We start from the raw sequence: 23,455 nt of genomic DNA, 5'->3' as shown, positions 1-23,455 counted from the left end.
GGAGGTTATCAAAATGAGAGGTAAAAATATCTTAAAAAGTCTAATTATTACAGTAACATTAGTAATGTCCATGACTACAATCTATAGTGCTGATACAAATATTATTTTTGATGGTAATTCAGAAGATTTTATTTTCTTAAATGGCAGTCAAGATTTGTTTGATAATTTTAAAAATATCATGCCTGGTGAAATAAGAAAACAAGATATTATTTTAAAAAATAATGATCATCGTGAGCTTAGATTTTATTTAAGCGCTGAAGTCATAAGAAGTTTAGATAACGATACATCAGGATTAAGTATTTACAACATTTCAATTGCTAATGAAGGTGAAGAATTTTATAAAGGAACTCTTGATGATCTAGCAAAACTTAGTGCTGGGCGGATGAGTGATGATACATTATTGGCAACACTACAAAAGGGTGAAACGACAACGATTAATATGACATTGGAAGTTAATGGAGATTCAATGGATAATACTTATCAAAATCGTGAAGGATTGATTCAATTTAGATTTAGTGTTGAGGAATTAGATGATACAACAACAATTGTTGAAATAATAAAAAATGTTTATCAAGGAATTAGAACGGGTGATGCTACAGTAATTACTCCATTGATTGGATTGATTGGAGGCAGTGGAATAATTATTATGTTTTTATTAAAAAGAAAAAAAGATAAGGAGGATCGTGGCTATGAAGATAGTTAAAAAAATATTTATTATTTTAGTTATGATCATTGCAGTTACAGGATTTATAAATCCGATGACAGTAGCTGGGGCAAGAACTTATCAAATAACTTTTAGAGCCGGTGCACATGGAACTTTTATTGCTAATAATGATAATAAAATTACAATTAATATAGCAGCCAATGAACGCTTTCCAGATATTCCTGAGATTAAAGTTGAAGAAGGATATTATTTGATAGGATGGAATAAAGATCTACCTAGTGTTGATAAAGGTGTGACAGGAGCTATGACATATGTAGCAAAATATCGCGTTTTAACTAATGGACGAGAATATTCAATCAATTATGTAAATCAAGATAATGTGGAAATTGCTACAACTAGGGTAATGATGGCTCCTCTAGGAACAATCGTAACAGAACGTGCTAAAACAATTGCTGGTCATGAACTGATTGGGGCAGCAGATTTATCAATAATGATTAGTGAAAATAATAATTCAATTACTTATGTATATCGTGATTTAAATGTAACCAAAGAATATGTTGAAACAGTAGTGACAATCCCTGTTACCTTACCACCAAATGTGGCAGTATCAACAACACCAGCGAATGGAGAAACAGTGATACCTACTCAGCCAGAGGAAACTGAAGATGTAACGGAACCTGCTACTCCGTTAGCGCCAGGGGCTGATGAAAAAGAGGAAATCCCTGATAATCAAACTCCATTAAGTAAAGGTGAAAATAAATTTAATTATACTTATCTTTTAACAGCTGGTGGAATAATCTTAGTTTTAATAGGGATTGGAGGATTAATTATTAGAAAAAAGAGGATTGATATTAAAAATGAAAAAGATTAATAATCTTATTTCAACAATCCTAATCTTTCTCTGTTTTCTTTATTTAATAATTATCCTAGGTCCAAGAATTATGGGATATGAGGTAAATGTAGTTTTATCAAATAGTATGGAACCAGTTTATACGACTGGTGAGTTATTATTAGTTAAATCAGCAACAGCTAATGAAATTAAAGTTAATGATATTATTAGTTACAAAGGGATAGGAAATAATGTAATAACTCATCGAGTTATTGATATTGATCAAAATAATCATTTATTTTTTACTAAAGGAGATGCAAATGATTCTCAGGATTCTAATCCAGTAGCTTTTACTAGATTAAAAGGAATTGTTGAAACAAATATACCATATTTAGGTTATGTTTATGGATTAATTCAAACAGTAAGTACAAAAATAGTTTTGGTGAGTTTAGTATTAATATATATAATAACTAATTTATTAATGAAGCATAGGTTTAATAGTAACAAATAGTGAGGAGGAACTTAAATGAAAATACCAAAACAAAGAAAACTAAATAAGTTTACTAAAATGATAAAAATACTAGCTCTAGTTTTAGCAGTGATAATCCCAACTGTCGGAAGTAATAAAATGGTTATAGCAGCAAGTGATCCGGAGTCTAATACTAGCAGCGACGGCTTGGTTACTGTTAAAAAAGCTTCTAAAAGAGTTGATGATAACAAGCATATGATCAGCTTAGATATTGAAACTAAAGAGGCTCAAGATAGTGTTGAAACAGTTGGGAATGACATAGTCTTAGTATTTGATATTTCTAATAGTATGAAATACAATGTCTCAGGATCACAAACAAGCGGTGTAGCAGAAGTTAATCAAAGAATAACTAAAGCTAAAGAAGCTGCGTTATCATTTTTAGAAAATGAAAAAATCTCAGGTAATAAAAAGAATCGGTATGCAATAGTAACTTTTAACTATTATGGTTATACAACTCAAGATCTTACAAGTGATCTTGATAAGGCTAAACGAGCAATAAAAAATGTTCAACTATCAAATGATACTAGTGATGGTGGTACTAATATTCAAGCAGGTTTATATCATGCAAGAAAAATATTAAGTGATTCAACTAATGGAATGATGATCCTTTTAACTGATGGTGAGGCAACTGGAAGTTATAATTTAAATAATAAAATTAATAGCTATTATAGTGTTAATGATTATAGTCAAACTACTAGTGAAGATAAAAATATGGGGTATAATCGAGATTATACCTTTGGTGAATCAGCTATTAATTATAGTAATAATAATGTACTTAAAGGTGGAAGTAGTGATTTTTCAATTGATATTAGATGGAATGGCCAAACAGGAAATAGATATACATTAAAACAAGCAGCTACTGTATTGGCAGAAAATGAAGCATTATTAGCTAAAAAAGATAATAAAACTATTTTTACAATTGGATACACAACTAGTAGTAGTTATAATCAGATATTAAAAAATATAGCAACTCAAGGAGAGGGATATGCTTATAGCTCATCTAGCGATTTAACAGGAATTTATAATAATATTGCTGATGAGATCGTAACTAGATATAACACGATTGTAAAAAATGGAATAGTAACTGATCCTATGAGTCAATATGTTGATTTATTAAATATAGAAGATGGTACATATCAAAACAGTATTCTAGGCATATTAGAATTTAATCAAGGTTATGTAGTTGTTTCTAGTGAAAATGGTAAACAGAAAATAACATGGTATGTTGGAAATATAAATAAAAATAGTTCAGCTCATTTAAATTATTTTGTTGGTGTAAAGGATAAATATAAAAATGATATTGATTATCCAGCAAATGATCTAACTAGGTTAAATTATAATAATTATATTGATCAAGAATCGTATTTAGATTTCAATATTCCAACAGTTAAAGAAGGTTTACCAATTAAAAATGCTACTCTAACTGTAAAAAAAATAGTTACAAATAGTAATGAAGATAAAGAATTTATGATCCATGTAATTGGGCGAGATGCAAATGATGAAAAAAGAATTATTTATAAAACAGATTTACTTTTAAAAAATAATGAAGAAATTATATTAGAGGAATTACCATTTGGTAATTATACAGTTACTGAAACTATACCAATGGAATATACACTAACAAAAAGTGAAGCTGGTTATAATAGAGAAAAATTAACAAATAGTCAAGTAATTGAACTTAAACAAATAAAAGATAATAATAAAGGTTATGTTTTTCTAACAAATAATTTTGCTCATGTAGGATTTTTTAAAGCTACAGATGAAAAAACTAATTTTTTACCAGCTAGTAAACAAATGGTTAAAAACTATAATGTAAATATTAATGGTAATGTTAAGCAAACAATATCTAAAGCACCACAGGATGTCATTATGGTATTAGATAGCTCAGGGAGTATGGCTTATGATATGGATGATGATAGTCGGATGGCTCATTTAAAGAAAAATGCAATTAACTTTATAAAAAAGTTATATAAACATAATCCCGAAAGTAGAGTATCCGTAATTACTTTTGCTGATAATGCAAATACTTCAATAACTAATGGTGGTTTTGTTAAATTATCAGATAATCAATCTCGTAACCAGACCTGGTATGAATATTTAACAGTAAATAACAATGGTATTAATGGTATTAAAGCAAATGGTGGTACTCAAACAGATTTAGGTCTATATCAAGCTCGAAGACAGTTACAATCAGCTACTGGAAATAATAATAAGTCAATTATTCTATTTACTGATGGAGAACCTGGAAACAGTGGTTTTGCAACTAGCAGCTCATATTATATTAATGGTTATCGAGTAGGTGCTGAAGCAATCAATCAAGCCGAATTTATTAAAAAGTCTGGTTATTTAAATAATGTTAATTATAGTCTTAGATATAATAATACTAATTATTATGGACATGCAAATGATGATATTACGATGAATCGTAGTAATAACAATAGTAATAATCAGGGTAATCGTAATCGTAAAGGACAAGGGTTAGGAAAAAAATTATTTGTAATTGGAATTAATCCAGAAAATACTGGTACATTTGATTCATTCTTAAATCAGGTAGCAAGTGATGGACATTACACACGCACTAACAATACCGAGGCTATGGAAAAAGCTTTTGATAGTATTTTTACAAATATTACAACAATGGATACCGATGTAAATATTCGTTTAAAATATGATGCTACGAAGTTTAAAGTCATTGATAGCCAAGGTGGTGAATTGGGTGGTAGTGGTACCAATGCTTATATTGAATGGACAAATATAATTGATGAATCTCTAGGTACCTTTACAGTTAATGGAATTAAATTTAAAACGATTGCTGCTAATTCTGGTGAATTACATTTAGAAATACAAGGGTATAAAAATGGTTATATAACAGATTTAGAAAATGCTAATTTTGAAGTGGTTGGTAATTGATAAAGAAAGTGAGGGATGACGCATGAAATATTTAAATATAATTAAAATAAATAGATCACAAATATTGTTAATGATAACAGTGATGATTTGCATCACTGCTATAGGCAGTGTCTATGCATGGTCAAAGCTAAGTGCATCTGTTACTAATAAAATCAATACCCCAACTATTGATGTAGAAGTGATTGAAGAATTTGATGAACAGACAACGGTAGATTGGTATCAACCAGTAGATAAAAAGGTTCAATTTAAAAATATTGGAACAGCTCCTATCTTTATTAGAGTTTCATATGTGGAATTATGGAGGAATACTAATAATCAGGTTTTATCTAGTATAGTAAATGGTCAGGAAATAGTTAAAAAAAATTGGACTGATGCTTGGAAAAATGAGTGGATAGATGGAAATGATGGCTGGTTTTATTATAAAAAAATTCTTCAACCAAATAATTTATGTTCTAAAATATTAACAAGTTTAGAATTTGATAGTTCTAATTTAGGAAATTTGACAGATATTTATGGTAATGCAAGTTATAGCTTGAAATTTTTTAGTGAAGCAGTTCAATATAGTAAAGATATTGATGTTAATAGGCGTTCTGTTAAAGCTAATTTTGGAATTGAATTTGTAGATATTGATGATAATGGTAATATTACTTGGAAATGAGTGGAGGTGAAGATGAAGTGAAATATAAAAAGAATAATCGAACTAAATTAGCTTTGATCTTTGTCTCAATATGTTTAGTTGTTACAATTGGAATTACATTAGCTTATTATAATAATGTTGTTAGCATTAGTAATAAGTTGTCAACTAATGAACCAGAAGTAGAGTTAATTGAGAAATTTTCACAGGGAACAACGTTCTTACCTGGTGAAAAGGTTAATAAACAAGTAAAGTTTTCCAATAGCGGTAAAATTGATGCATTAATTCGAGTAAAGTATAGTGATAGTTGGGTAGATTTAAATGACAAAAGAGTTGATGGCAATCCGGAGTTGGTATTAAAGGAATGGACAGAGGCTTGGAAAAATGAGTGGATAGATGGAAAAGATGGTTATTTTTATTACACAAAAGTTTTAAAAGTTGGTACAGCGACTAGTATAATTTTAAATAAATTAACTTTATTGGATGAAGTTTCTAATGATGATCATGAATTTGATTATTCAGCTTTAATTTATAATATTATTTTTGAACTTGATGCTTGTATGGTAAGTAATAAAGCTGCACAGATAAGTTTTGGGAAGTCAATAAAAATTTTAGGTGAAAATGTTATTTGGTCAGATTATGTCATTGATGATAGTGTAGATGATGTTAGTAATTAAACGAGGAGACAAGATTTATGAAGATATTAAAGAAAATTATCAGTTATTTATCGATTTTATGTTATATAGTGATAATCGTATTGGTGTTAATTCTTGCTCCTATGATTATTGGTTATAAACCAGTGGTAGTATTATCGGGAAGTATGGAACCTGCCTATCCAGTTGGTAGCTTGATTTATTATAAGACAGCTTCTTTTGAAGATATTGATAAAAATGATGCTATTACTTTCTATATTGATAGTGATACTTTAGTAACACATCGAGTGGTTGTTAAAAATGAAATTTCACAGACTTTTGTAACTAAAGGGGATGCCAATCCAACTAATGATGCTGATCCTGTTGAATATAAAAATGTAGCTGGTAAAGCATTAGAAATTTATTTACCAGTTATTGGCTCAGTCTTTGCATCGTCGGTAAAATATATTGCGGTTGCAGTAATTGGTGGAATATTATTATTAAATATTATTTTAAGTAATCTCATAGTAGATGAAAAACAACCAAAAGAAGAAGTGACAGTCTAAATAGATAGGAGTGTAGCAAGATGAGTAAAAAGAAAAGAACAGTAATTAGTTTAATTGTTTTATTTGGTTGTATTTTTGCTGTATCTTCCACACTGGCATGGTTTACTGATAGTGATACAACAAGGAACCGGATTAGAATTGGTGAATTTGGAATAGATGTTATAGAAAGTTCAACTGATTCAAATGCCACTGTGAGTGAGGATGGAATTAATTATAATGAACCAGTAGTAATTGGTCAGGAAAAATCAAAAATTGTAGATTTAAAAAATAATGAGGAGCTAAATGCATTTATTAGAGTGACAGTTGAAAAGGTATGGATGGATGAAAATGGTGTGATTTTAAAGGATAGAGATCCTGATAAGATTGTGATTCGGGAAATTGATCGAGATAAGTGGATTTATAAAGCTGCTGAGGAGGAAGGAAAAGCATACTACTATTTAAGGAAACCATTAAAAGCTAACGAGACTGTTAATTTATTTAAATCTTTTATCATTGAAAATAATTTTGATTCACATGAAGAAATGATGTCATATGCAAATCTTAAATCTAAAATTATTATTACAGCAAATGGAGTCCAAGCAGATGATGGTGAAAACGCTATTGCCACACAAAGCTGGGATTCAATTAGAGTTGAAAACGAGCAATTAGTCTCTATTGATTAAATATATAGTTATAGGTGATTTATAGACAAATAGTTAGTTCTAAAAAAGACAGTACGTCAGTTTGATGTATTGTCTTTTTATATATCTTCATCTGTATTTAAGAAATATAACCATAAACAAACCATAAAAGAATATATTAATGAGTATAAAGTATATGGTTATTTCTAATGATAAACTATAAAGTTAAAAAATAGAAATATAACCATAAGCAAACCATCATTTGTTATGATAAACATGTAAAGTAGAAAATGTAAAGGAGTGGAAGAACATGAAAAACAAAAAAAGTGTGGTAGCATCAATTGTATTAACAGGAGCCTTGGTTGTTGTCGGAACTTTAGCTTATTTTAGCCAAACTCATACCGTAGACAATAAACTTAAAACTAAAGGTTTTGATTCCGATATTGTAGAAAAATTTACACCAAAGGAATTTAATCCGGGAGCAACAGTTACCAAAGAAGTACGTGTAGATAATACTGGTGATTATCCATTAGTTGCACGAGCTAAATGGGAAGAATCGTGGACACGTAACGGTGTAGAAATAGCTAATGCAGCTTATCCAGATACAGCAGGTGAAAGTGTAGTAACAAAGACAGGAATGCATGCTAATTGGATTAATGGTGATGACGGTTGGGCTTATTATAATAAGATAATCGGAGTTAATGAATTTACAGAAAATTTCTTATCATCAATTACCCTTCAAGATGGTAAAGATGTAGTTGGTGAAACAGTGAAGAATTGGTATTATACAAAAGCAGCAACAGAACCAGCTAAGACAGATATTGGAACTAATCCAGAAACTCAATGGGTTAAAATATCAGAAGCCGAATTTAATGTTTTAGATGATGAATCAAATCCAATTAAAGCAACATTTAAACGTGCTGAAGTTAAATCTAATGGTTTCTATGATCATGCAGAATATACATTAACAATTACAGCACAAGTATCTCAAGCTAATAAAGAGGCAGTACAATCTTGGATTACTGACAATACTAATGCAACTGTTAAAGCATTCTTAAATGGATTATCATCTGCAAATAATTAGTTAATGATAACACTCTGGTAATATACTAGGGTGTTTTATTGATTTAGATATATCTTTATCAATTAAGATATAAAAATATAACCGTAAGCAAACCAAGTATATTTATAATAATGGTGTAATATCAAAGATATATATAGTTTACTTATTAATTAAATAAAATTCATAGAAAGGGGTGTAAAGAGATGAAAAATAAAAAAAGTTTAATAGCAATAATATCATTATCAACTATTTTAATAGTTGGTGGGGCAATTGCTTATTATAATGAGACCCTTGATGTAACAAACAAGTTAGAAACTAGTAAATTTCAATCAGAGGTTATAGAAAAGTTTACTCCTAAATATGATTGGAAACCAGGTGATAAAGTTACTAAAGAAGTAGGCATTGAAAATACTGGGACAGGTGATATTGTTGCACGAGCTAAATGGAGTGAAACCTGGGTAACTAGAGATGGTGATATCACTATTACGAGTAGTGATTCAAGTAACAGTGTTGTAGAAAAAGAATATGGTGATAATTGGATTTATAATGATGAAGATGGTTTTTATTATTATGATCAAATTATTAAAGCAGGAACAAAAGCTGGTGACAAATTCTTGAAATCAATTACATTGAGTAGTGATGTGGATTTTGCTGAAAATAAAACAACTGTAATATATTATTCTACAATGATTACTGAGCCAACTGAAATTACAGATAATCCTGCAACGGGTTGGGTAGTTGCCCCAAAAAATGGCATTCCTGATAACTCTACTTATAATAAGACCGTAGTGACTGGGACAGGTAAGTATGCTTCAGCAAATTATACTTTAACGATTACAATTCAAATATATCAAGCTAATAAAGGGGCTTTAACTGATACTAATTTTGAAACAACAGTGCCAGATACATATGCCAGAATTGAGTAATGAAAGGTGAGTGAGGAAAATGAAAAACAGAAAAAACTTATTTGCTATTACCTCATTGCTTTCAGTTGTGCTTGTTTTAAGTACTATAGCTTATTTTTCAAAAGATTCAATCATAGAAAATAAACTAAGTACGGGAAAATATGATACTGTGATTGATGAAGAATTTGTTCCTCCTGATAAATGGTCTCCAGGAGTAGAGATAACAAAGAAGGTAATGGTAAAAAATTCAGGAAATGTTGATGTTGTTGTTCGAGCAAAATTGACAGAATTGTGGCAGAGAAGTGAAGATATTTTGGATCCAAATAATCCTGATAAGATATTAAGTGCTAAAGGATCTGTTTTAGAAAATACGTTTATAGCAGAAGATGGTGTGAAACATGATGCAGTAATTAAAAACTTTGCAATTGATACTGTTTATGATTATGAAGATATAAAAGATAATTTAGGTGCATATAAAAACAAATGGATTTATTACGATGATTACTATTATTATTTAGGAACGATAGCTAGTAATATGTCCTCTAATGGATTATTAGAGAGTATAGTAATGAATCCGTTGTTAGATGTTGTTATTAGTGGTAGTCATACTGTAGTTCAAGCAAATGAATTAGGTCAGAAGACAGTAACTAAAAATTATACTTATGGCAAATATGGTTATGATCGAGCTAATTATACTCTTTGTATTGAGGCACAAACAGTTCAAGCTTCAAAAGATGCAATCTTAGATACTTTTGGAAATAATTTATTAGCAACTTTTGTAGCAAATAATTTTGCAACAATTAAATGATGAAAGGAAGAAAGAAAATATGAAAAATAAAAAGAGTTTAGGCGGAATTATGATATTAGTATTGACACTTGGAGTTGTTGGATCATTGGCTTATTTTAGTCAAGAAATAACTAAAACAAATGAGTTTAAAACAGCAAAATATGATACCACGATAGAAGAAGAGTTTACCCCACCAGATGATTGGTTACCAGGGGTTGAGGTTAATAAAGATGTAACAGTAAAAAATAATGGTAATGTAGATGTTGTCGTAAAAGCTACATTAACCGAATTATGGACAAGAGAGAATAAAACTTTATCTAATATATTTGTTGATGATAAAGGTGTAAATCAAAGAGCAGCATTATTAGCTTTACCAAATGTGGTTGAATATTCTGCTAATATGGATTTAAGTGAACAAAAAGGTAAGTGGATATTATATCAAGATAATTATTATTACATGGGAGTAATTGAAGAAGGTAAAACTTCAGCGTTATTATTGGATAACGTCCAATTAAATCCATTATTAGATGTAACTACAAAGAAGGTTCATACCATTGTAACAACTGATGAAAATGGAGAAAAGGTTACTACCACAACTACTGAAAGCGGTAAATACGGATATGATGATGCTAACTATAAACTAACAGTTACTGCAAATACTATTCAAGCAACAGCATCAGCTATTAAAACTTGGGGAACTAACCCAGTAATTGATTTTATGGTTGAAAATTATGCAACAATTGTAGAAAAATAGTTAAATATGGAAAAGACGAGCTGTCCCCTCACTCAGCTCGTTTTTTCAATTATTTGCTTTATAGGGTAATATCAAGGGTATTAAAAAGCTATAAAATATATAAATAAGGACAAAATTTATTTTGTTCTTTTTATATATTATATTTATACTTTTAGAGATTGTAAGATAGATAATATAAGATATAAAACTATCTAGTTTTATTAAATTTAATTTATGGTAGAATAAGGATTATAATATATTAGTTAAGTCAATTATTAGTAATAAGAGTTTTTATAAAATTAGTTATCTTTTCTTATATGATGATTATGTGATACAATAAGTTCAAAGTAGGTGTTTAACATGAAAAGAGTTTTAAATAATAATTATGTAAAGATTATGTTTTTACTTATCATGGCATTATTACTGTATTTTTCTTTTTATGATTATAGTTTTAAAAATAAAAGTAGAATTGAAGAGAATTTAAAGTCTATAACTGAAGAAAATAATTTACAAACTAATGTAGCTGTTTCTGAAAAATTAAAAAATCAAATTTATATCCTTCAGGCTTATGCCTCTTTAATTTCAAATGAAGATGATATTACTAGTGATGAGTCGTTTGAAAAATTAGAACCGTTATTATATACAGAGATGTTTACACGAATTGCAGTTACAAATGCAGAAGGAATTTCTTATACGAGTGACCACTTTCAACATGATTCATCAATGAGAGAATATTATATAGAGGCAAAAAAAGGTAATAGCTATATTTCTAACATGATGAAAAGCATGGTAGATCAAACAGAAGTAGTTATTATGAGTGTTCCAGTTTATCAAAATAATAATTTTGCTGGAGTTCTTCGGGCAACATTAAATATTAAAGAATTAAATGAATATTTTGAATTGTCATTTTTATCTGGAAAGGTATCTTCTTATTTATTGCAGAGTAATGGTATAAATTTATTAGCAAATGATAATAGTCAAAGTAATTTCTTTGATGTGCTAGAAAAATCAAATAACAAATCAAAGATCATAAAAAATATGAAAGATGATCTTAATCATAGAAAAAAAGGCAGTATTGTCTTTCAATTAGATGGAATGACACGTTATGCATATTATTCTCCTATTGAAAATACTGACTGGTTTATGTTGACTGTTCTTCCGCAAGTTGTTGTTAAAGAGGAAATGGGAAATAATCTTCAACATACAATTCTTCTTGCTATAAAAATAAGTATTATAATTTTAGTAACAGGTATATATTTTTTCTATTTACAGTATCAAGGGACACGTATTGCTAAAAAGATGAATAAACAAATGAATGCAATTATTTCCAATACGCCGGGATCAAGTTATAGACATGAGATATCAAAACTTGAATCTATTATTTTCTTTAAAAAAGATGAACGATTATTGGCGGGGTATACAAAGGAAGAAATTATCTCTTTGATAAAAACAGATATAGAAACTCTTATTTTTAAGGATGATTATATAACTTTTCAAGCATCCTTACAAAATTTGAAACCGAATACAGTTATATCAAATACATATCGTATTAAAAATAAGCAAAATAAAATTCAATGGATTTATGATCAGCGTCAAATAATACAAGAAGATAGCAAATATATGTATTATGTAGAAGTTCTAGATATTACAGAATTAAAAATGATACAAGAAAAACTAACGATTAGTGAAGAACGTTATCAGATGATTCTTAAAGAAACAGAATCTGTTATATTTGAATGGAATACATATACTGATCAAATCACTTTTTCTGATTTGTGGACAAGTAAATATGGATATCCTAGCCAATTAGATAACTTTCTTGTTTTGACTAATCAACTTTTTGAACATCAGGATAATTCTTATATTCCACTAATTGAAGCAATGGTGGCAGGTACAGTAGAAAGTGATCAAATTGAATGTATTTTGCCTAAATCAGATGGCGAAAAAATATGGGTTAAAATCTATGCTAAAGCAATATTGAATAAACAAGGTTATTTATTACGTATAGTTGGGAGTATTTCTGATATTTCTCAAGAGAAGCAGAAATCTCTGCAACTATTAGAACGTGCTCAAAAAGATGGTCTGACAAATATATATAATCGTACTACTTTAGAAAGTCTAATTATTCAGGAATTAGAAAGTAATTCAAGTCAATGGTGTATCATGTTTGTAGTTGATATTGATAATTTTAAATTAATTAATGATACTTTAGGTCATGCTTGTGGGGATGAAGCACTAACAAAATTTTCATTTGCTTTAAAATCATGTTTTAGAGAAAAAGATATTATTGGTCGAATTGGTGGCGATGAATTTGTTGTCTTTATGAAAAATTCTAATCAATTTACCAATGAACAAATTGAAGAAAAGTGTAATAAATTATTATCTGCTATATCAAATATTAATCTAACAAAAAATGATACTTATAATATACATTGTAGTATTGGAGTTGCCATGTATCCAAGGGATGGGAAAAATTATCATCAGTTATTTGAATGTGCCGATAAACGATTATATCGAGCTAAAAAAGATGGGAAAAACACATATATTTATAAAGATTAGATGGAGGAAAAGATTATGGGAATGAGGATTTGTATATAGCAAGAGCTATTGCATGTAATAATTAAATGGCTTAATAGTAATAATAGCTTTTGCTTATCTTAAATGGTTAAGATTAGAAGGAGAGAAAGTGAGTTATCAAAATCCAGATCTATGACCTAAAGAACTGTTAGAGCAACTATAGGAATACATAGCTGGTAATGTAATTTATATTCTCAAAAAGAAGTCAAATAGAAAACAACGGGGAGAAAATACTGATACAAAACAATTTTTCATAACTAGAAATAATCTGATATTATTAGATTTTAAAAATGGAATGAGTATATCGGAGTTATTGAATAAATATTTTTAGCAAAAAAGTATTTAAAGGATAATTAGAATAAATAATAAAAATGTGTTATAGATAATAGCACATTTTTATTATAAGAAAGAGTATGAGGTTTAGTACTTATAACTGGGTTGATATAATGTATTTAAAAGAAAGGAGAATTATGATAAAGAAAATGTTACTTGTATCTATGTTTCCAAATGTTGCAAAACTTTTAAAGGAGATTGAACAGACTTAAAAAAAACTATAACATATATTTTAACAGCAAGTAAGGTAGAAAAGTTAGGTTTTTAATGAAAATAAGAAAATGGAAATTGAAACAATTAGGTTTAATTGTTGATGAATTAGACCTATCTACTGCATCTTATAAAACGATTATATTTATATTATTGGCGGTAATATATTTTTCTTATTACACGAATTAAGAAAAATTGGTGCAGATAAAATTATAATTCAAGAAATAAATAAAGGAAAATTATATATAGGGGAGTCAGCGGGTGCTATTATAATTGCCCCAAATATAAGTTATTCTGCAGAAATGGATGTTCTAGAAAAAGCATTTGATTTGAGTGATTATACAGGACTAAATTTAATTGATTTTAATGTAGTTCTGCATTATGATAATTATTAAATGGGAAAGTTTGGTAAAAAATTATAAGTATGTATTCTAATAATTTTAGAGTTGAAGATTATTAATGATAATCAAGCTATATTTATTAATGGTGATGAAGTTAAAATATTAGCTAGATAAAAAATGATGGATAATATAGTTTGACTTATTGATAGAAGCGTGTTAGAGTGAAAGGGTAATAGAAGGTTATAAATTATAATTCACAAAAAAGGATTGTATTTAGCACTTGATGTACAATTTCTGATTTTGTGGATTTTTTATATCATTCGCTTCCTTTTGTTAACGTAGAAAAAGGAGGTATTCAAATGAATACAGGTAAAGTAAAATGGTTTAATTCTGATAAGGGTTTTGGTTTCATCACAGTAGATGGGGGTAAGGAATTATTTGTTCATTATTCATCAATTTCTGGTTATGGTTACAAAACTTTAGAAGAAGGACAAAGTGTAAGTTTTGACATCACTCAAGGTGATAGAGGAGAACAAGCATCTAATGTAACAATATTATAATTGTTAAAACAAAGGGAAACCTTTGTTTTTTTATATTGTATAATTTTTAATTGATTATGTTTATTAAATAGCAAGATGAATATAACTGTATCAGGGCTAATACAATGGTCATTATTCATATACATGCATAAATTATAATGGTGATATATATGGCTCTTCCTCAAATTAATCCTTTGTTAGCAGATCAGTTGATTATTCTTATTAGTGCAGCATTTATGGAAAGTTTTTCAGCTGATGAGCAGGCGGTTATTGGAACTTTTCTTGCTACTTTAGGTAGTGTTATATCCTTTAATAGTGTTTATGCCCTATATATAGATGGTCAAGAGCAATTGTTAAATCAACAAAATAATACTAATAAACAAGAAGACCAGTATGAACTTATACAAAAAAGTATTGAAAAAATGCAAGAACAAATTAATAAAATAAAAAGTAAAAAATGATATTTTATTATAATGTTATAATATTTATATTAAAAAGTGGAGCTAGTAATAACACCACTTTTGAAATAAGATTTAAAATACAGTATTTTTATATTATAGATTTTATAATTCTTTATAATTATTTTTTAAATTTAAATATATATTTAGAAATGTATCTAATGGTTCAGCTTTTCCATAATACCATCCTTGATATATTGAACATCCAACATTTTTTAAGATATCGATTTGTTCTTTTGTTTCAACAAATTCAGCTACAACATGAAAATTTAGACGTTTAGACATTTCTGTAATACCAACAATGATTTCTTTAGTACGGTCATTCTCTAATAATCGTTTTACTAGACTGCCATCAAGTTTCACTTCATCAAAAATATTTTCTTGAAGATAGGTCATAGAACTATGTCCCATTCCAAAATCATCCATACTAAGTTTGATTCCATTTTTACGTAACTCTAGAATACGTTTTAAAATTATATCAGATGTAATTAATAAAGCTCGTTCTGTAATTTCAAAGACTAATTGTACATGCTGTAATGGATATCGTTTTTTTATTTCAAGAACATTAGATACAAAGGATACATTTTCTATTTGTTTTGGAGATATATTGATTGATAAGTTTAGCTTTATTCCTCTTTTATCCATTATAACAGCATCTTTACAAGCTTTTTCAATTATATATAAACCAAGTTCATCTAAAAAGCCATCTTGATGTGCTAATGATATTAGTAAAGGTGGTGAAATAAAACCACATACTGGATGTTCCCAGCGAAGAAGTGCTTCGGCACCATAGATATGTTCATCGGCAGTCATTTGTACTTGATAAAATAATTGTAGTTGATTTAAACGCATAGCATTTTTTAAATCCATTGTTAATGTTTTAGCTGGAAAATGATATTTATATTGATCTGTTAAAAATAATGGGATGTTTCCATTTTTTTCACCATCATTCATATCGGTTTCTATTGCATGAATAGCTTTTTCAAATTCATTACTTTGACGACGTTCACTAAATTTCACAAATGGAATATATATCATGGTACCAATAATAATATTTACAATTTGTAAAATACTGCCAGCAATTGATCCTGTAGCTTGATATCCACTTAGAACTATAGGAACAGTCCATTCAACTGATTGGGTAATAAATGGTACAAGTCCTAATGACATTGCTATACTACTGGTTAGTGTTAATATCATAGGTGTTAAAACAAAAGGGATTGCCATAATAGGGTTAAAGATTACTGGAAAGCCAAAAATAACAATCTCATTAATATTAAATAGCACAGAAATACTTGCTACTTTAGCAAGTTTTTTATTATTGCTTTTTTTGGCAGTAATAAATATAGCAAGGATGAGACATAATGCTGCTCCACATCCACCAATAAAAGCAAAAATATCTAAGAAAGTTTTTGAATATAATTCGGTTGGTAGTTGACCGCTTTGAATCATTGCTTGATTAATTTGTATACCTGGTTCAAATAATTGTTTAGAGACCATATCTAAAGCGTTAGTACCATGGATTCCAAAGAACCAAAGAAAGTGTACGAAAAAAACATATAATAGGGTGCCAATCAATCCACTACCCAAAAAACCAAATAGAAAACTAAACATATAAGAACCAAAATTAATAATGTTTGTATCACCAAAAAATACTCGTAAAATTTGACCCGCAATTGTAAAAGTAACAACATTAAATATAATTGGAAAAATACTTTGAATTGCTTTGTTAAAAATATAATCAGCTCCAGCGGTGTGCAGCTTTTCTAAACGCGAACCAATCACCATACCTTTTTTAAACATTCCACAAGCTAATAGAGTGATACACATAGCGGTAAACACCCAATCAGATTTAAAAATATATGTATTATCTTGTAAACCGCCACAGAAAGATAAATAAGATATTATTGCAGTTATAGGGTAAAAGAATACATCATCATGGCCATTTAATTTCCCATATGATAATGAAATTGTAATAATCAAAATTAGAGCAATTGATCCTAAAGATGAATTATATAATATTGTTAAAATATCACTAATTGAACCATTTAAAAAAGATGCAAGAAATTCTTGATATATAGGTATGGGGAAGCTATTAAACAGTAGCGCAAAGGAACCAAGTATCAAAAAAGGGATTGCTAACATCAATCCGTGTTTAATAGCTAGAATGTATGTTGTTTCATAAAACCATTGCATTTTTTTTCTTGATTTCATATAGATAACCCCTTATTTATTTTATTTTAGCATAATAAAAATAGTTTGTTAATTTAAATTAGTCAAAAGATGGTGTTTTAAATAATTAATGGTATGAATTATTATACGATAGAGACTAAATTGTATAATTTTACTACTAATTGTATGATTTTTCCATAATAAATATATTATAATATATATATAAATAAAATTTTTGATTTATTTATAAAAATACTTTAATAGTAAAGGAGGAAGAGTATGAAAAAGTTATTAAAAGGGATTCTTACTTTGGCAATCATCTTATCTACTTTTGCAAGTGGCATCAATTATACAAAAGCCGCATCAGATGATGAATTAGTATATCCAGTTAGTGAAGATGCTTATATTAGAAGTGGCAGTAATGCAAATAAAAATTATAATTATGAAAACATTACTAAAGCTCATGGTGAGCAATATGAGGGAAAGAATTACAAGGTCTTAAACACTAAATATTATCCTGATGGTTCTAAAATAATGAGTGTAATGAAATTACAACTTCCATCAATTGAGGAAGTAACTCAAAATAATTTAGATACATATGAATTTGAATTTAATGTTTTTAAAAATCCAGGTTTTAATAAAGCAGGACAAACGTATAGTTTTTATTATCTTGATGATGTTGATTGGAGTGAAACATCAATTACATGGAATAATAAACCTGGTGGAATTGGAACAGGGAATATTTTATTTGATTTTATAATTCCTCAAGATGAAGAATATGAAAATAAAAGTGATGATGAAAAAAGAGTACGTATTAATGTTACAGAAAAAATCACTGAATTGGTTCAACAAGGAATTACAGCTATTACTATTTATACTGATGGTCAGTTAAAAGCTGATACTTCATTAATGTTACATAGTAAGGAAAGCGGTGATGGTTCACTAGGTGGTAAACTAATTGCTTCTAGTAGTAATTATACAAAAAACAAATTAGAACAATTAATTGAAGAATGTGATAATATTGAAAAAGGTAGTTATAGTCAAACAAGTTATGACGCACTAAAAGAAAGTTTGACATATGCAAAAGATATTCTTGTAAATGGTACTAATGAAGAAATAAAAAATGCTTATGCTACTTTACTTGCAGCAAAGGAAGCATTAGTAGCAGAGTATCCAGTATTAGAAGATGGATTTATTAGAAGTGATAAGGGGACAACTGTATATAACTATGAAAATATTACTAAGGCTCATGGTTCTCAATATGAGGGGAAAAATTATAAAGTAATTAATTCTAAGTATTATCCAGATGGAAAAGAAATTATTGATGTAATGAAATTTACTCTTCCAACTATAGATGAAATCAAAAACAATGATTTTGATACATTTAAATTAAACTTTAATATGTTTAAAAATCCTGGTTTCCAAAATGGAACACAAACATATCATTTCTATTATAGTAATGAAGTTGATTGGAGTGAATCATCACTTACATGGAATAACCGACCAGCATCAATTAAACATGATGGAGAGAATCTTCTTTGTGATTTTATAATAAATCAGGGAGATGAATTTGAAACAAAACCAGATCCACAAAAAGCAATTAGTATTGATATTACTGATAAAATTATGGAAATGGTTGAAGCTGGAAATAATCAGATTACTATTTTTGTATGTGCTGAAAATAGACTAGATACGTCGATTATGTTTCATAGTAAAGAAAGCAGTGATGGGACTTTAGGCGCTAAAATTACTGGAGCTTATAAAAATTATCGTGAACAATTAAATAATTTAATAACTGAATGTGAAAATCTTGATGCTGATAATTATACTGAAGATAGTTTTAAATCTTTAGATAATGTATTAATAGAAGCACAAAAAGTATATGCGGAAGGTATTTCGTTAGAAATGCATATAGCATATGAAAAATTATTAAAGGCTAAAAATGCATTGGTTTTAATAAGAGATCCTGAGGATGTTGATAATATTGCTTATAATAAACCAACTAGAAGTAATTTATCAAAAACACAAACTGTTAAAGTAACTGATGGGGATACGTCTACTTATTGGTCTGGATTATTTTATCCATCATATGTAGATATTGATTTAATGAATACTTATGCTCTAACTAAATTAAATATTTATATTCCTGAAGGCAAAAACTGTTGGTATACAATTTATGGAAGTAATGATGGTTCAACATATGACCGTTTATATCAAAAGCATAGTGATAGTTTAGCTACAAGTAATGGTGATGAAATTATTTTTGATACAGAGCAAACATATCGCATTATTCGTGTATATCTTGAATATACTCAAGGGGAAGATAAAGCTTATTTAGCGGAAGTTAAAGCTTATGGGACTCAGGTTCAGACTAATAATAATCAATTAAAGAATGGAACGTTGGAAGAAATTTTGGGCGTGACATCTTATGATGAAAGTGAATATGCAACACCAATTACAGATGAAGAGACAATTGAAAATGTGTATGGGATTATTGAGCGTACAATCGGTATGGAGTATTGTGACTGGTTTAGTTTTGAACTTGTAGATAGTGGTGAAAATGACTGGTATGAAATTAGTGATCAGGATGGTAAAATTCATATTAAAGGAAATGAAGGTTTATCACTTACAACGGGATTAAACTATTATTATAAAAATTATTTAAAAGTGCATATATCTGAACAAACAATGCAAGTAAATATGCCAGATGAATTAGTTAAGGTAAATAAGACAATTAGAAAAGAAACACCATACCAAGTTCGTTATGCCTATAATTATTGTACATTAAGCTATACATTTGCTTTCTTTGGTGAAGAACAATGGCAAAGAGAAAATGACTGGCTAGCATTAAATGGGGTTAATGTAGTTCTTGATCTTGCGGGACAGGAAGCAACATGGATTAAATTTTTGATGAATTTTGGTTATTCATTTGATGATGCTAAAGACTGGTTAAGTGGACCGGCATATTATGCATGGCAATTTATGGATAATATGGAATCATTTGGTGGACCAATCCCTGATGGTTATATAGTAGATCGTTTACAATTAGCAAGATCTACACAACGCTGGAAAAATTCTTTAGGAATGCAAACTGTTTTACAAGGATATGCAGGAATGGTACCAACTAATTTTAATGAGTATCAACCTGATGTCAATGTAATTAAACAAGGAACTTGGAGTGGGTTTAATCGTCCTTATATGATTGCAACTGATTCTAAAGAGTATGCTGAATATGCAAAATTATTTTATGAAGCTCAGGAATTTGTTTATGGTGCTACTACTGATTATTATGCAGTAGATCCGTTTCATGAAGGTGGGATTCGCCCTGCTGGTTTAAGTGATGCTACTATTGCAACAAAAGTTCTTGAGTCAATGCTTGATTATGATAAGGATGCTGTATGGGTAGTACAGGGATGGCAAAGTAATCCAACAAATGATTTGTTAAAAGGAATGGGTGATTATCGCGAGGATCATGTATTGATTGTTGATTTAATCAAGTATCCTATTTCAAATTGGACTAAATATGATGGTACAAGTTATGGCAGTACGAAATTAGATGCTAAGGAATTTAATGGTACTAGCTGGGCATGGGGCTTGTTAGCAAACTTTGGTGGTAATCCATCAATGCATGGACAAATGGAAGTCATGGTAAATGACATTATGAATGCTCAAAAGACTTCGTCACATATGGTTGGTTTAGGAATTATCTCTGAAGCCCAATATGATAATCCAGTAATATATGATTTGATATTTGATTTAGCATGGGCAGATGACAATTTTAATCTTGATGATTGGCTTAATGGTTATATTGAACGTAGATATGGTGGAACTTCTCAAAATGCTCAAATGGCATGGCAAATTATGAAAGATGCAAATTATAATCATGGTGTTAGATTTACTAATGAATTATTTGGAATGAAATCTAAAGCACCACAGGATTATAAAGAGCAAAATATTCCTTATGGTGCAGAAAAACTAGAAAATGCATTAAGATTACTTGTTAGAGATTTTGATAAATTTAAAGATAGTGAATGTTATCTATATGATTTAAGTGAAATAATGCGTCAGCAGGTAAGTAATTATGCGGTATTAAAATATAATGATGTATTAGATGCAAAGAATAATGGTGATTTAGAATCATTTAAAAAATATAAAGAAGAATTCTTAAAAGCTTTTGAAATATTAAATGAAGTAGAAGCTACCCAACAAGAACAACTTGGTGGTGAATGGATTGGTAAAGCTCAGGATTTAGCATCTAATTATGATGATTTTGCAATGGACTCATTTACTATGAATGCTAAAGCATTAATTACTTCTTGGGGCTCAAGAGCAGGTCATCGTAGTTTAAAAGATTATGGATGGCGTAACTATGAAGGGATTTTTAAAGATCTTTATACTAATATCTGGAGTGATTATTTAAATCGAGTTGAAGCTAATATGGAAAAAGGTACACCTTTAAATAATATTGATAAAAATGGTTATTTCGATCTATATTGGAAATGGAACATGACAGAGCAAGAGTATACAAGAGATGCAGCTGATTCTCCAGATGAAGTATTTGGAGTATTAAATAAGGTGTTAGAAAATTGTACAGTTAGCGGAGATATAGATCCTAATATCGGAAATATTGCAATTGCAGGAATAGTTAAGGATAGTAATGTTAATAAAGCTAAAACAGATGCGATTAATGATGGTGAATTATCTACAATATATATTGCTAAAGCAAAAGGTGAAAAGGCGCCTGAAGTTGTTATAGATTTAATTGGCTCTTTTCAATTAAATGAAATTAATGTTATGATGGATAATACTTATAATTTTGAAGTATGGACAAGTGAAGATAACATTAATTGGAATAAGCTTGGTGAAGGTATAGCTGATGAAACGAAGTTTGAAGCCCAAGGATGTGCGCGTTATATTAAGATTATTGGTATGCGTAATGAATCACAATTGGGTATTAAGGAAATAAGAGCTTATGGGGAAAGAATGCTTCCTACATCAGAACAGTTAGAAGCACTTGTACAATTTGCTGAGAATTTAAATACTAGTGGTAATGATCAAAATAAAATTAAGAATTTTGAAAATATGTTGAAGGTTGCTACAGAAACATTAAATAATGGAGCGGGTCCAGATGAAATTAATACAGTATATTGGAACCTGTATGATGCAACTGTCAATTTAAATTTAAAAGGAATATTTAACTTATCATTAAATAAACCAGTAACTGCTCATAATGATCCAAGTGGTAATTCTAGTCGCCTAGTTGATGGGAATACATCAACGTCTTGGGATGCAGGACGTCTAAGCTTAACAGGGGCCCCTTATGAAGATAAAATTACACCAGCCTGGGTAATTGTTGATTTAGGTGAAGAATATCTAGTTGATACAGTTGAAATAAAATTTGGAAAATTTATTTGGCATCATTATAATGTTTATGGAAGTGTCGATGGTGAAAATTGGTTTGAAATAGGAAATAAAAATACTGATAATACTCCAAATGAAAAAGAAGACACATATGTATTAGATAATACTTTAGCTCGATATATTAAATTAGAAATAGTTAATGTTCAATTAGAAAGTTCTGGTAAAAGAACTCCAGTATCTGTTAGTGAATTAATTGTTATGGGAGAAGTAAAGGAATCTTTGAATAAAGAGGAATTAGAACAGTTAATTAATTTAGCAAAAGATATTGACTTAGACAATTATCAAGATGGTCTTGCTAAAGATGAGTTTAATATCGCATATACTGAGGCTGTTAAAATATTGGGTGAAGCTATAACGCAACAGGAAATCGATGATGCAGTGACTACTCTTAATAAAGCGATTGAAACACTTGAATTATATAAAGTTGAAAATGCTAATAAAACAGCATTGTCAATCGCAATTGATATGGCTAATGCAGTAACTCAAGAACAGTTGGGTAAATTAGTACCAGCAGTAGCTGATGAATTCAAAG

At 29.0% G+C, this 23,455-nt stretch carries 18 protein-coding genes; 17 read left to right on the top strand and 1 reads right to left on the bottom strand.

What is annotated here, in order from left to right; translation table 11 throughout:
• The first annotated feature begins 13 nt into the window (after positions 1 to 13).
• The 16 genes from ACLR9T_RS03330 (at position 14) to ACLR9T_RS03255 (ending at position 15,333) form a co-directional block, all read left to right on the top strand.
• The gene (locus ACLR9T_RS03330; protein WP_413108114.1) at positions 14 to 703 is read left to right on the top strand and encodes a cell wall anchor protein; all 690 of its coding nucleotides are present in this window, start codon (positions 14 to 16) and stop codon (positions 701 to 703) included.
• Positions 690 to 1,535 carry a MucBP domain-containing protein gene (locus tag ACLR9T_RS03325; protein WP_413108113.1) on the top strand — a complete coding sequence of 282 codons (846 nt, stop codon included), beginning with the start codon at positions 690 to 692 and terminating at the stop codon, positions 1,533 to 1,535. Before ACLR9T_RS03330 ends, ACLR9T_RS03325 begins: the two co-directional genes overlap by 14 nt.
• Complete coding sequence (locus ACLR9T_RS03320; protein WP_413108112.1) at positions 1,522 to 2,004, top strand: signal peptidase I; 483 nt, start codon at positions 1,522 to 1,524, stop codon at positions 2,002 to 2,004. Before ACLR9T_RS03325 ends, ACLR9T_RS03320 begins: the two co-directional genes overlap by 14 nt.
• Before the next feature lie 15 nt (positions 2,005 to 2,019).
• Positions 2,020 to 4,932, top strand: coding sequence for a vWA domain-containing protein (locus tag ACLR9T_RS03315; RefSeq protein ID WP_413108111.1), 2,913 nt, complete (start codon positions 2,020 to 2,022; stop codon positions 4,930 to 4,932).
• Positions 4,933 to 4,954: 22 nt separating this feature from the next.
• Complete coding sequence (locus ACLR9T_RS03310; protein ID WP_413108110.1) at positions 4,955 to 5,590, top strand: hypothetical protein; 636 nt, start codon at positions 4,955 to 4,957, stop codon at positions 5,588 to 5,590.
• A complete protein-coding gene (locus ACLR9T_RS03305) occupies positions 5,587 to 6,243 on the top strand; it encodes a BsaA family SipW-dependent biofilm matrix protein (RefSeq protein ID WP_413108109.1) in 657 nt (218 codons plus the stop codon). The genes ACLR9T_RS03310 and ACLR9T_RS03305 overlap by 4 nt, the downstream gene beginning before the upstream one ends.
• Before the next feature lie 17 nt (positions 6,244 to 6,260).
• Positions 6,261 to 6,764, top strand: a complete 504-nt coding sequence (locus tag ACLR9T_RS03300) for a signal peptidase I (RefSeq protein ID WP_413108108.1) — start codon at positions 6,261 to 6,263, stop codon at positions 6,762 to 6,764.
• Between the two features lie 20 nt (positions 6,765 to 6,784).
• Positions 6,785 to 7,426, top strand: a complete 642-nt coding sequence (locus tag ACLR9T_RS03295) for a SipW-dependent-type signal peptide-containing protein (protein ID WP_413108107.1) — start codon at positions 6,785 to 6,787, stop codon at positions 7,424 to 7,426.
• Between the two features lie 268 nt (positions 7,427 to 7,694).
• The gene (locus ACLR9T_RS03290) at positions 7,695 to 8,468 is read left to right on the top strand and encodes a BsaA family SipW-dependent biofilm matrix protein (protein WP_413108106.1); all 774 of its coding nucleotides are present in this window, start codon (positions 7,695 to 7,697) and stop codon (positions 8,466 to 8,468) included.
• Positions 8,469 to 8,650: 182 nt separating this feature from the next.
• Positions 8,651 to 9,373 (top strand): BsaA family SipW-dependent biofilm matrix protein, encoded by a 723-nt coding sequence (locus ACLR9T_RS03285; protein ID WP_413108105.1) that lies wholly within the window; start codon positions 8,651 to 8,653, stop codon positions 9,371 to 9,373.
• Positions 9,374 to 9,392: 19 nt separating this feature from the next.
• Positions 9,393 to 10,160, top strand: coding sequence for a BsaA family SipW-dependent biofilm matrix protein (locus tag ACLR9T_RS03280; RefSeq protein WP_413108104.1), 768 nt, complete (start codon positions 9,393 to 9,395; stop codon positions 10,158 to 10,160).
• Between the two features lie 19 nt (positions 10,161 to 10,179).
• The gene (locus ACLR9T_RS03275) at positions 10,180 to 10,893 is read left to right on the top strand and encodes a BsaA family SipW-dependent biofilm matrix protein (protein ID WP_413108103.1); all 714 of its coding nucleotides are present in this window, start codon (positions 10,180 to 10,182) and stop codon (positions 10,891 to 10,893) included.
• 339 nt (positions 10,894 to 11,232) lie between these two features.
• The gene (locus ACLR9T_RS03270) at positions 11,233 to 13,431 is read left to right on the top strand and encodes a GGDEF domain-containing protein (RefSeq protein ID WP_413108102.1); all 2,199 of its coding nucleotides are present in this window, start codon (positions 11,233 to 11,235) and stop codon (positions 13,429 to 13,431) included.
• Positions 13,432 to 14,135: 704 nt separating this feature from the next.
• A complete protein-coding gene (locus ACLR9T_RS03265) occupies positions 14,136 to 14,387 on the top strand; it encodes a Type 1 glutamine amidotransferase-like domain-containing protein (RefSeq protein ID WP_413108162.1) in 252 nt (83 codons plus the stop codon).
• Positions 14,388 to 14,692: 305 nt separating this feature from the next.
• Positions 14,693 to 14,893 (top strand): cold-shock protein, encoded by a 201-nt coding sequence (locus ACLR9T_RS03260; RefSeq protein ID WP_413108101.1) that lies wholly within the window; start codon positions 14,693 to 14,695, stop codon positions 14,891 to 14,893.
• Between the two features lie 149 nt (positions 14,894 to 15,042).
• Entirely contained in the window at positions 15,043 to 15,333 is a 291-nt protein-coding gene (locus ACLR9T_RS03255; RefSeq protein ID WP_413108100.1) for a hypothetical protein, read from the top strand.
• A gap of 102 nt (positions 15,334 to 15,435) precedes the next feature.
• Here ACLR9T_RS03255 and ACLR9T_RS03250 read toward each other — a convergent pair whose 3' ends face one another.
• A complete protein-coding gene (locus ACLR9T_RS03250; RefSeq protein WP_413108099.1) occupies positions 15,436 to 17,544 on the bottom strand; it encodes a PTS sugar transporter subunit IIC/EAL domain-containing protein in 2,109 nt (702 codons plus the stop codon).
• A gap of 237 nt (positions 17,545 to 17,781) precedes the next feature.
• Between ACLR9T_RS03250 and ACLR9T_RS03245 the strand changes: the two genes are divergently transcribed.
• Positions 17,782 to 23,455, top strand: a 5,674-nt coding sequence (locus tag ACLR9T_RS03245) for an alpha-N-acetylglucosaminidase TIM-barrel domain-containing protein (protein ID WP_413108098.1), incomplete at its 3' end; no start/stop codon positions are given.

This window comes from Thomasclavelia sp., from assembly GCF_047249845.1.
Classification (GTDB): domain Bacteria; phylum Bacillota_I; class Bacilli_A; order Erysipelotrichales; family Coprobacillaceae; genus Thomasclavelia.
This window is presented reverse-complemented; position numbering and strand designations above follow the sequence as displayed.

Coding starts and splice junctions, on each gene's coding strand:
- ACLR9T_RS03330 (WP_413108114.1), top strand. CDS start 14: ATGAGAGGTAAAAATATCTTAAAAAGTCTAATTATTACAGTAACATTA.
- ACLR9T_RS03325 (WP_413108113.1), top strand. CDS start 690: ATGAAGATAGTTAAAAAAATATTTATTATTTTAGTTATGATCATTGCA.
- ACLR9T_RS03320 (WP_413108112.1), top strand. CDS start 1,522: ATGAAAAAGATTAATAATCTTATTTCAACAATCCTAATCTTTCTCTGT.
- ACLR9T_RS03315 (WP_413108111.1), top strand. CDS start 2,020: ATGAAAATACCAAAACAAAGAAAACTAAATAAGTTTACTAAAATGATA.
- ACLR9T_RS03310 (WP_413108110.1), top strand. CDS start 4,955: ATGAAATATTTAAATATAATTAAAATAAATAGATCACAAATATTGTTA.
- ACLR9T_RS03305 (WP_413108109.1), top strand. CDS start 5,587: ATGAGTGGAGGTGAAGATGAAGTGAAATATAAAAAGAATAATCGAACT.
- ACLR9T_RS03300 (WP_413108108.1), top strand. CDS start 6,261: ATGAAGATATTAAAGAAAATTATCAGTTATTTATCGATTTTATGTTAT.
- ACLR9T_RS03295 (WP_413108107.1), top strand. CDS start 6,785: ATGAGTAAAAAGAAAAGAACAGTAATTAGTTTAATTGTTTTATTTGGT.
- ACLR9T_RS03290 (WP_413108106.1), top strand. CDS start 7,695: ATGAAAAACAAAAAAAGTGTGGTAGCATCAATTGTATTAACAGGAGCC.
- ACLR9T_RS03285 (WP_413108105.1), top strand. CDS start 8,651: ATGAAAAATAAAAAAAGTTTAATAGCAATAATATCATTATCAACTATT.
- ACLR9T_RS03280 (WP_413108104.1), top strand. CDS start 9,393: ATGAAAAACAGAAAAAACTTATTTGCTATTACCTCATTGCTTTCAGTT.
- ACLR9T_RS03275 (WP_413108103.1), top strand. CDS start 10,180: ATGAAAAATAAAAAGAGTTTAGGCGGAATTATGATATTAGTATTGACA.
- ACLR9T_RS03270 (WP_413108102.1), top strand. CDS start 11,233: ATGAAAAGAGTTTTAAATAATAATTATGTAAAGATTATGTTTTTACTT.
- ACLR9T_RS03260 (WP_413108101.1), top strand. CDS start 14,693: ATGAATACAGGTAAAGTAAAATGGTTTAATTCTGATAAGGGTTTTGGT.
- ACLR9T_RS03255 (WP_413108100.1), top strand. CDS start 15,043: ATGGCTCTTCCTCAAATTAATCCTTTGTTAGCAGATCAGTTGATTATT.
- ACLR9T_RS03250 (WP_413108099.1), bottom strand. CDS start 17,544: ATGAAATCAAGAAAAAAAATGCAATGGTTTTATGAAACAACATACATT.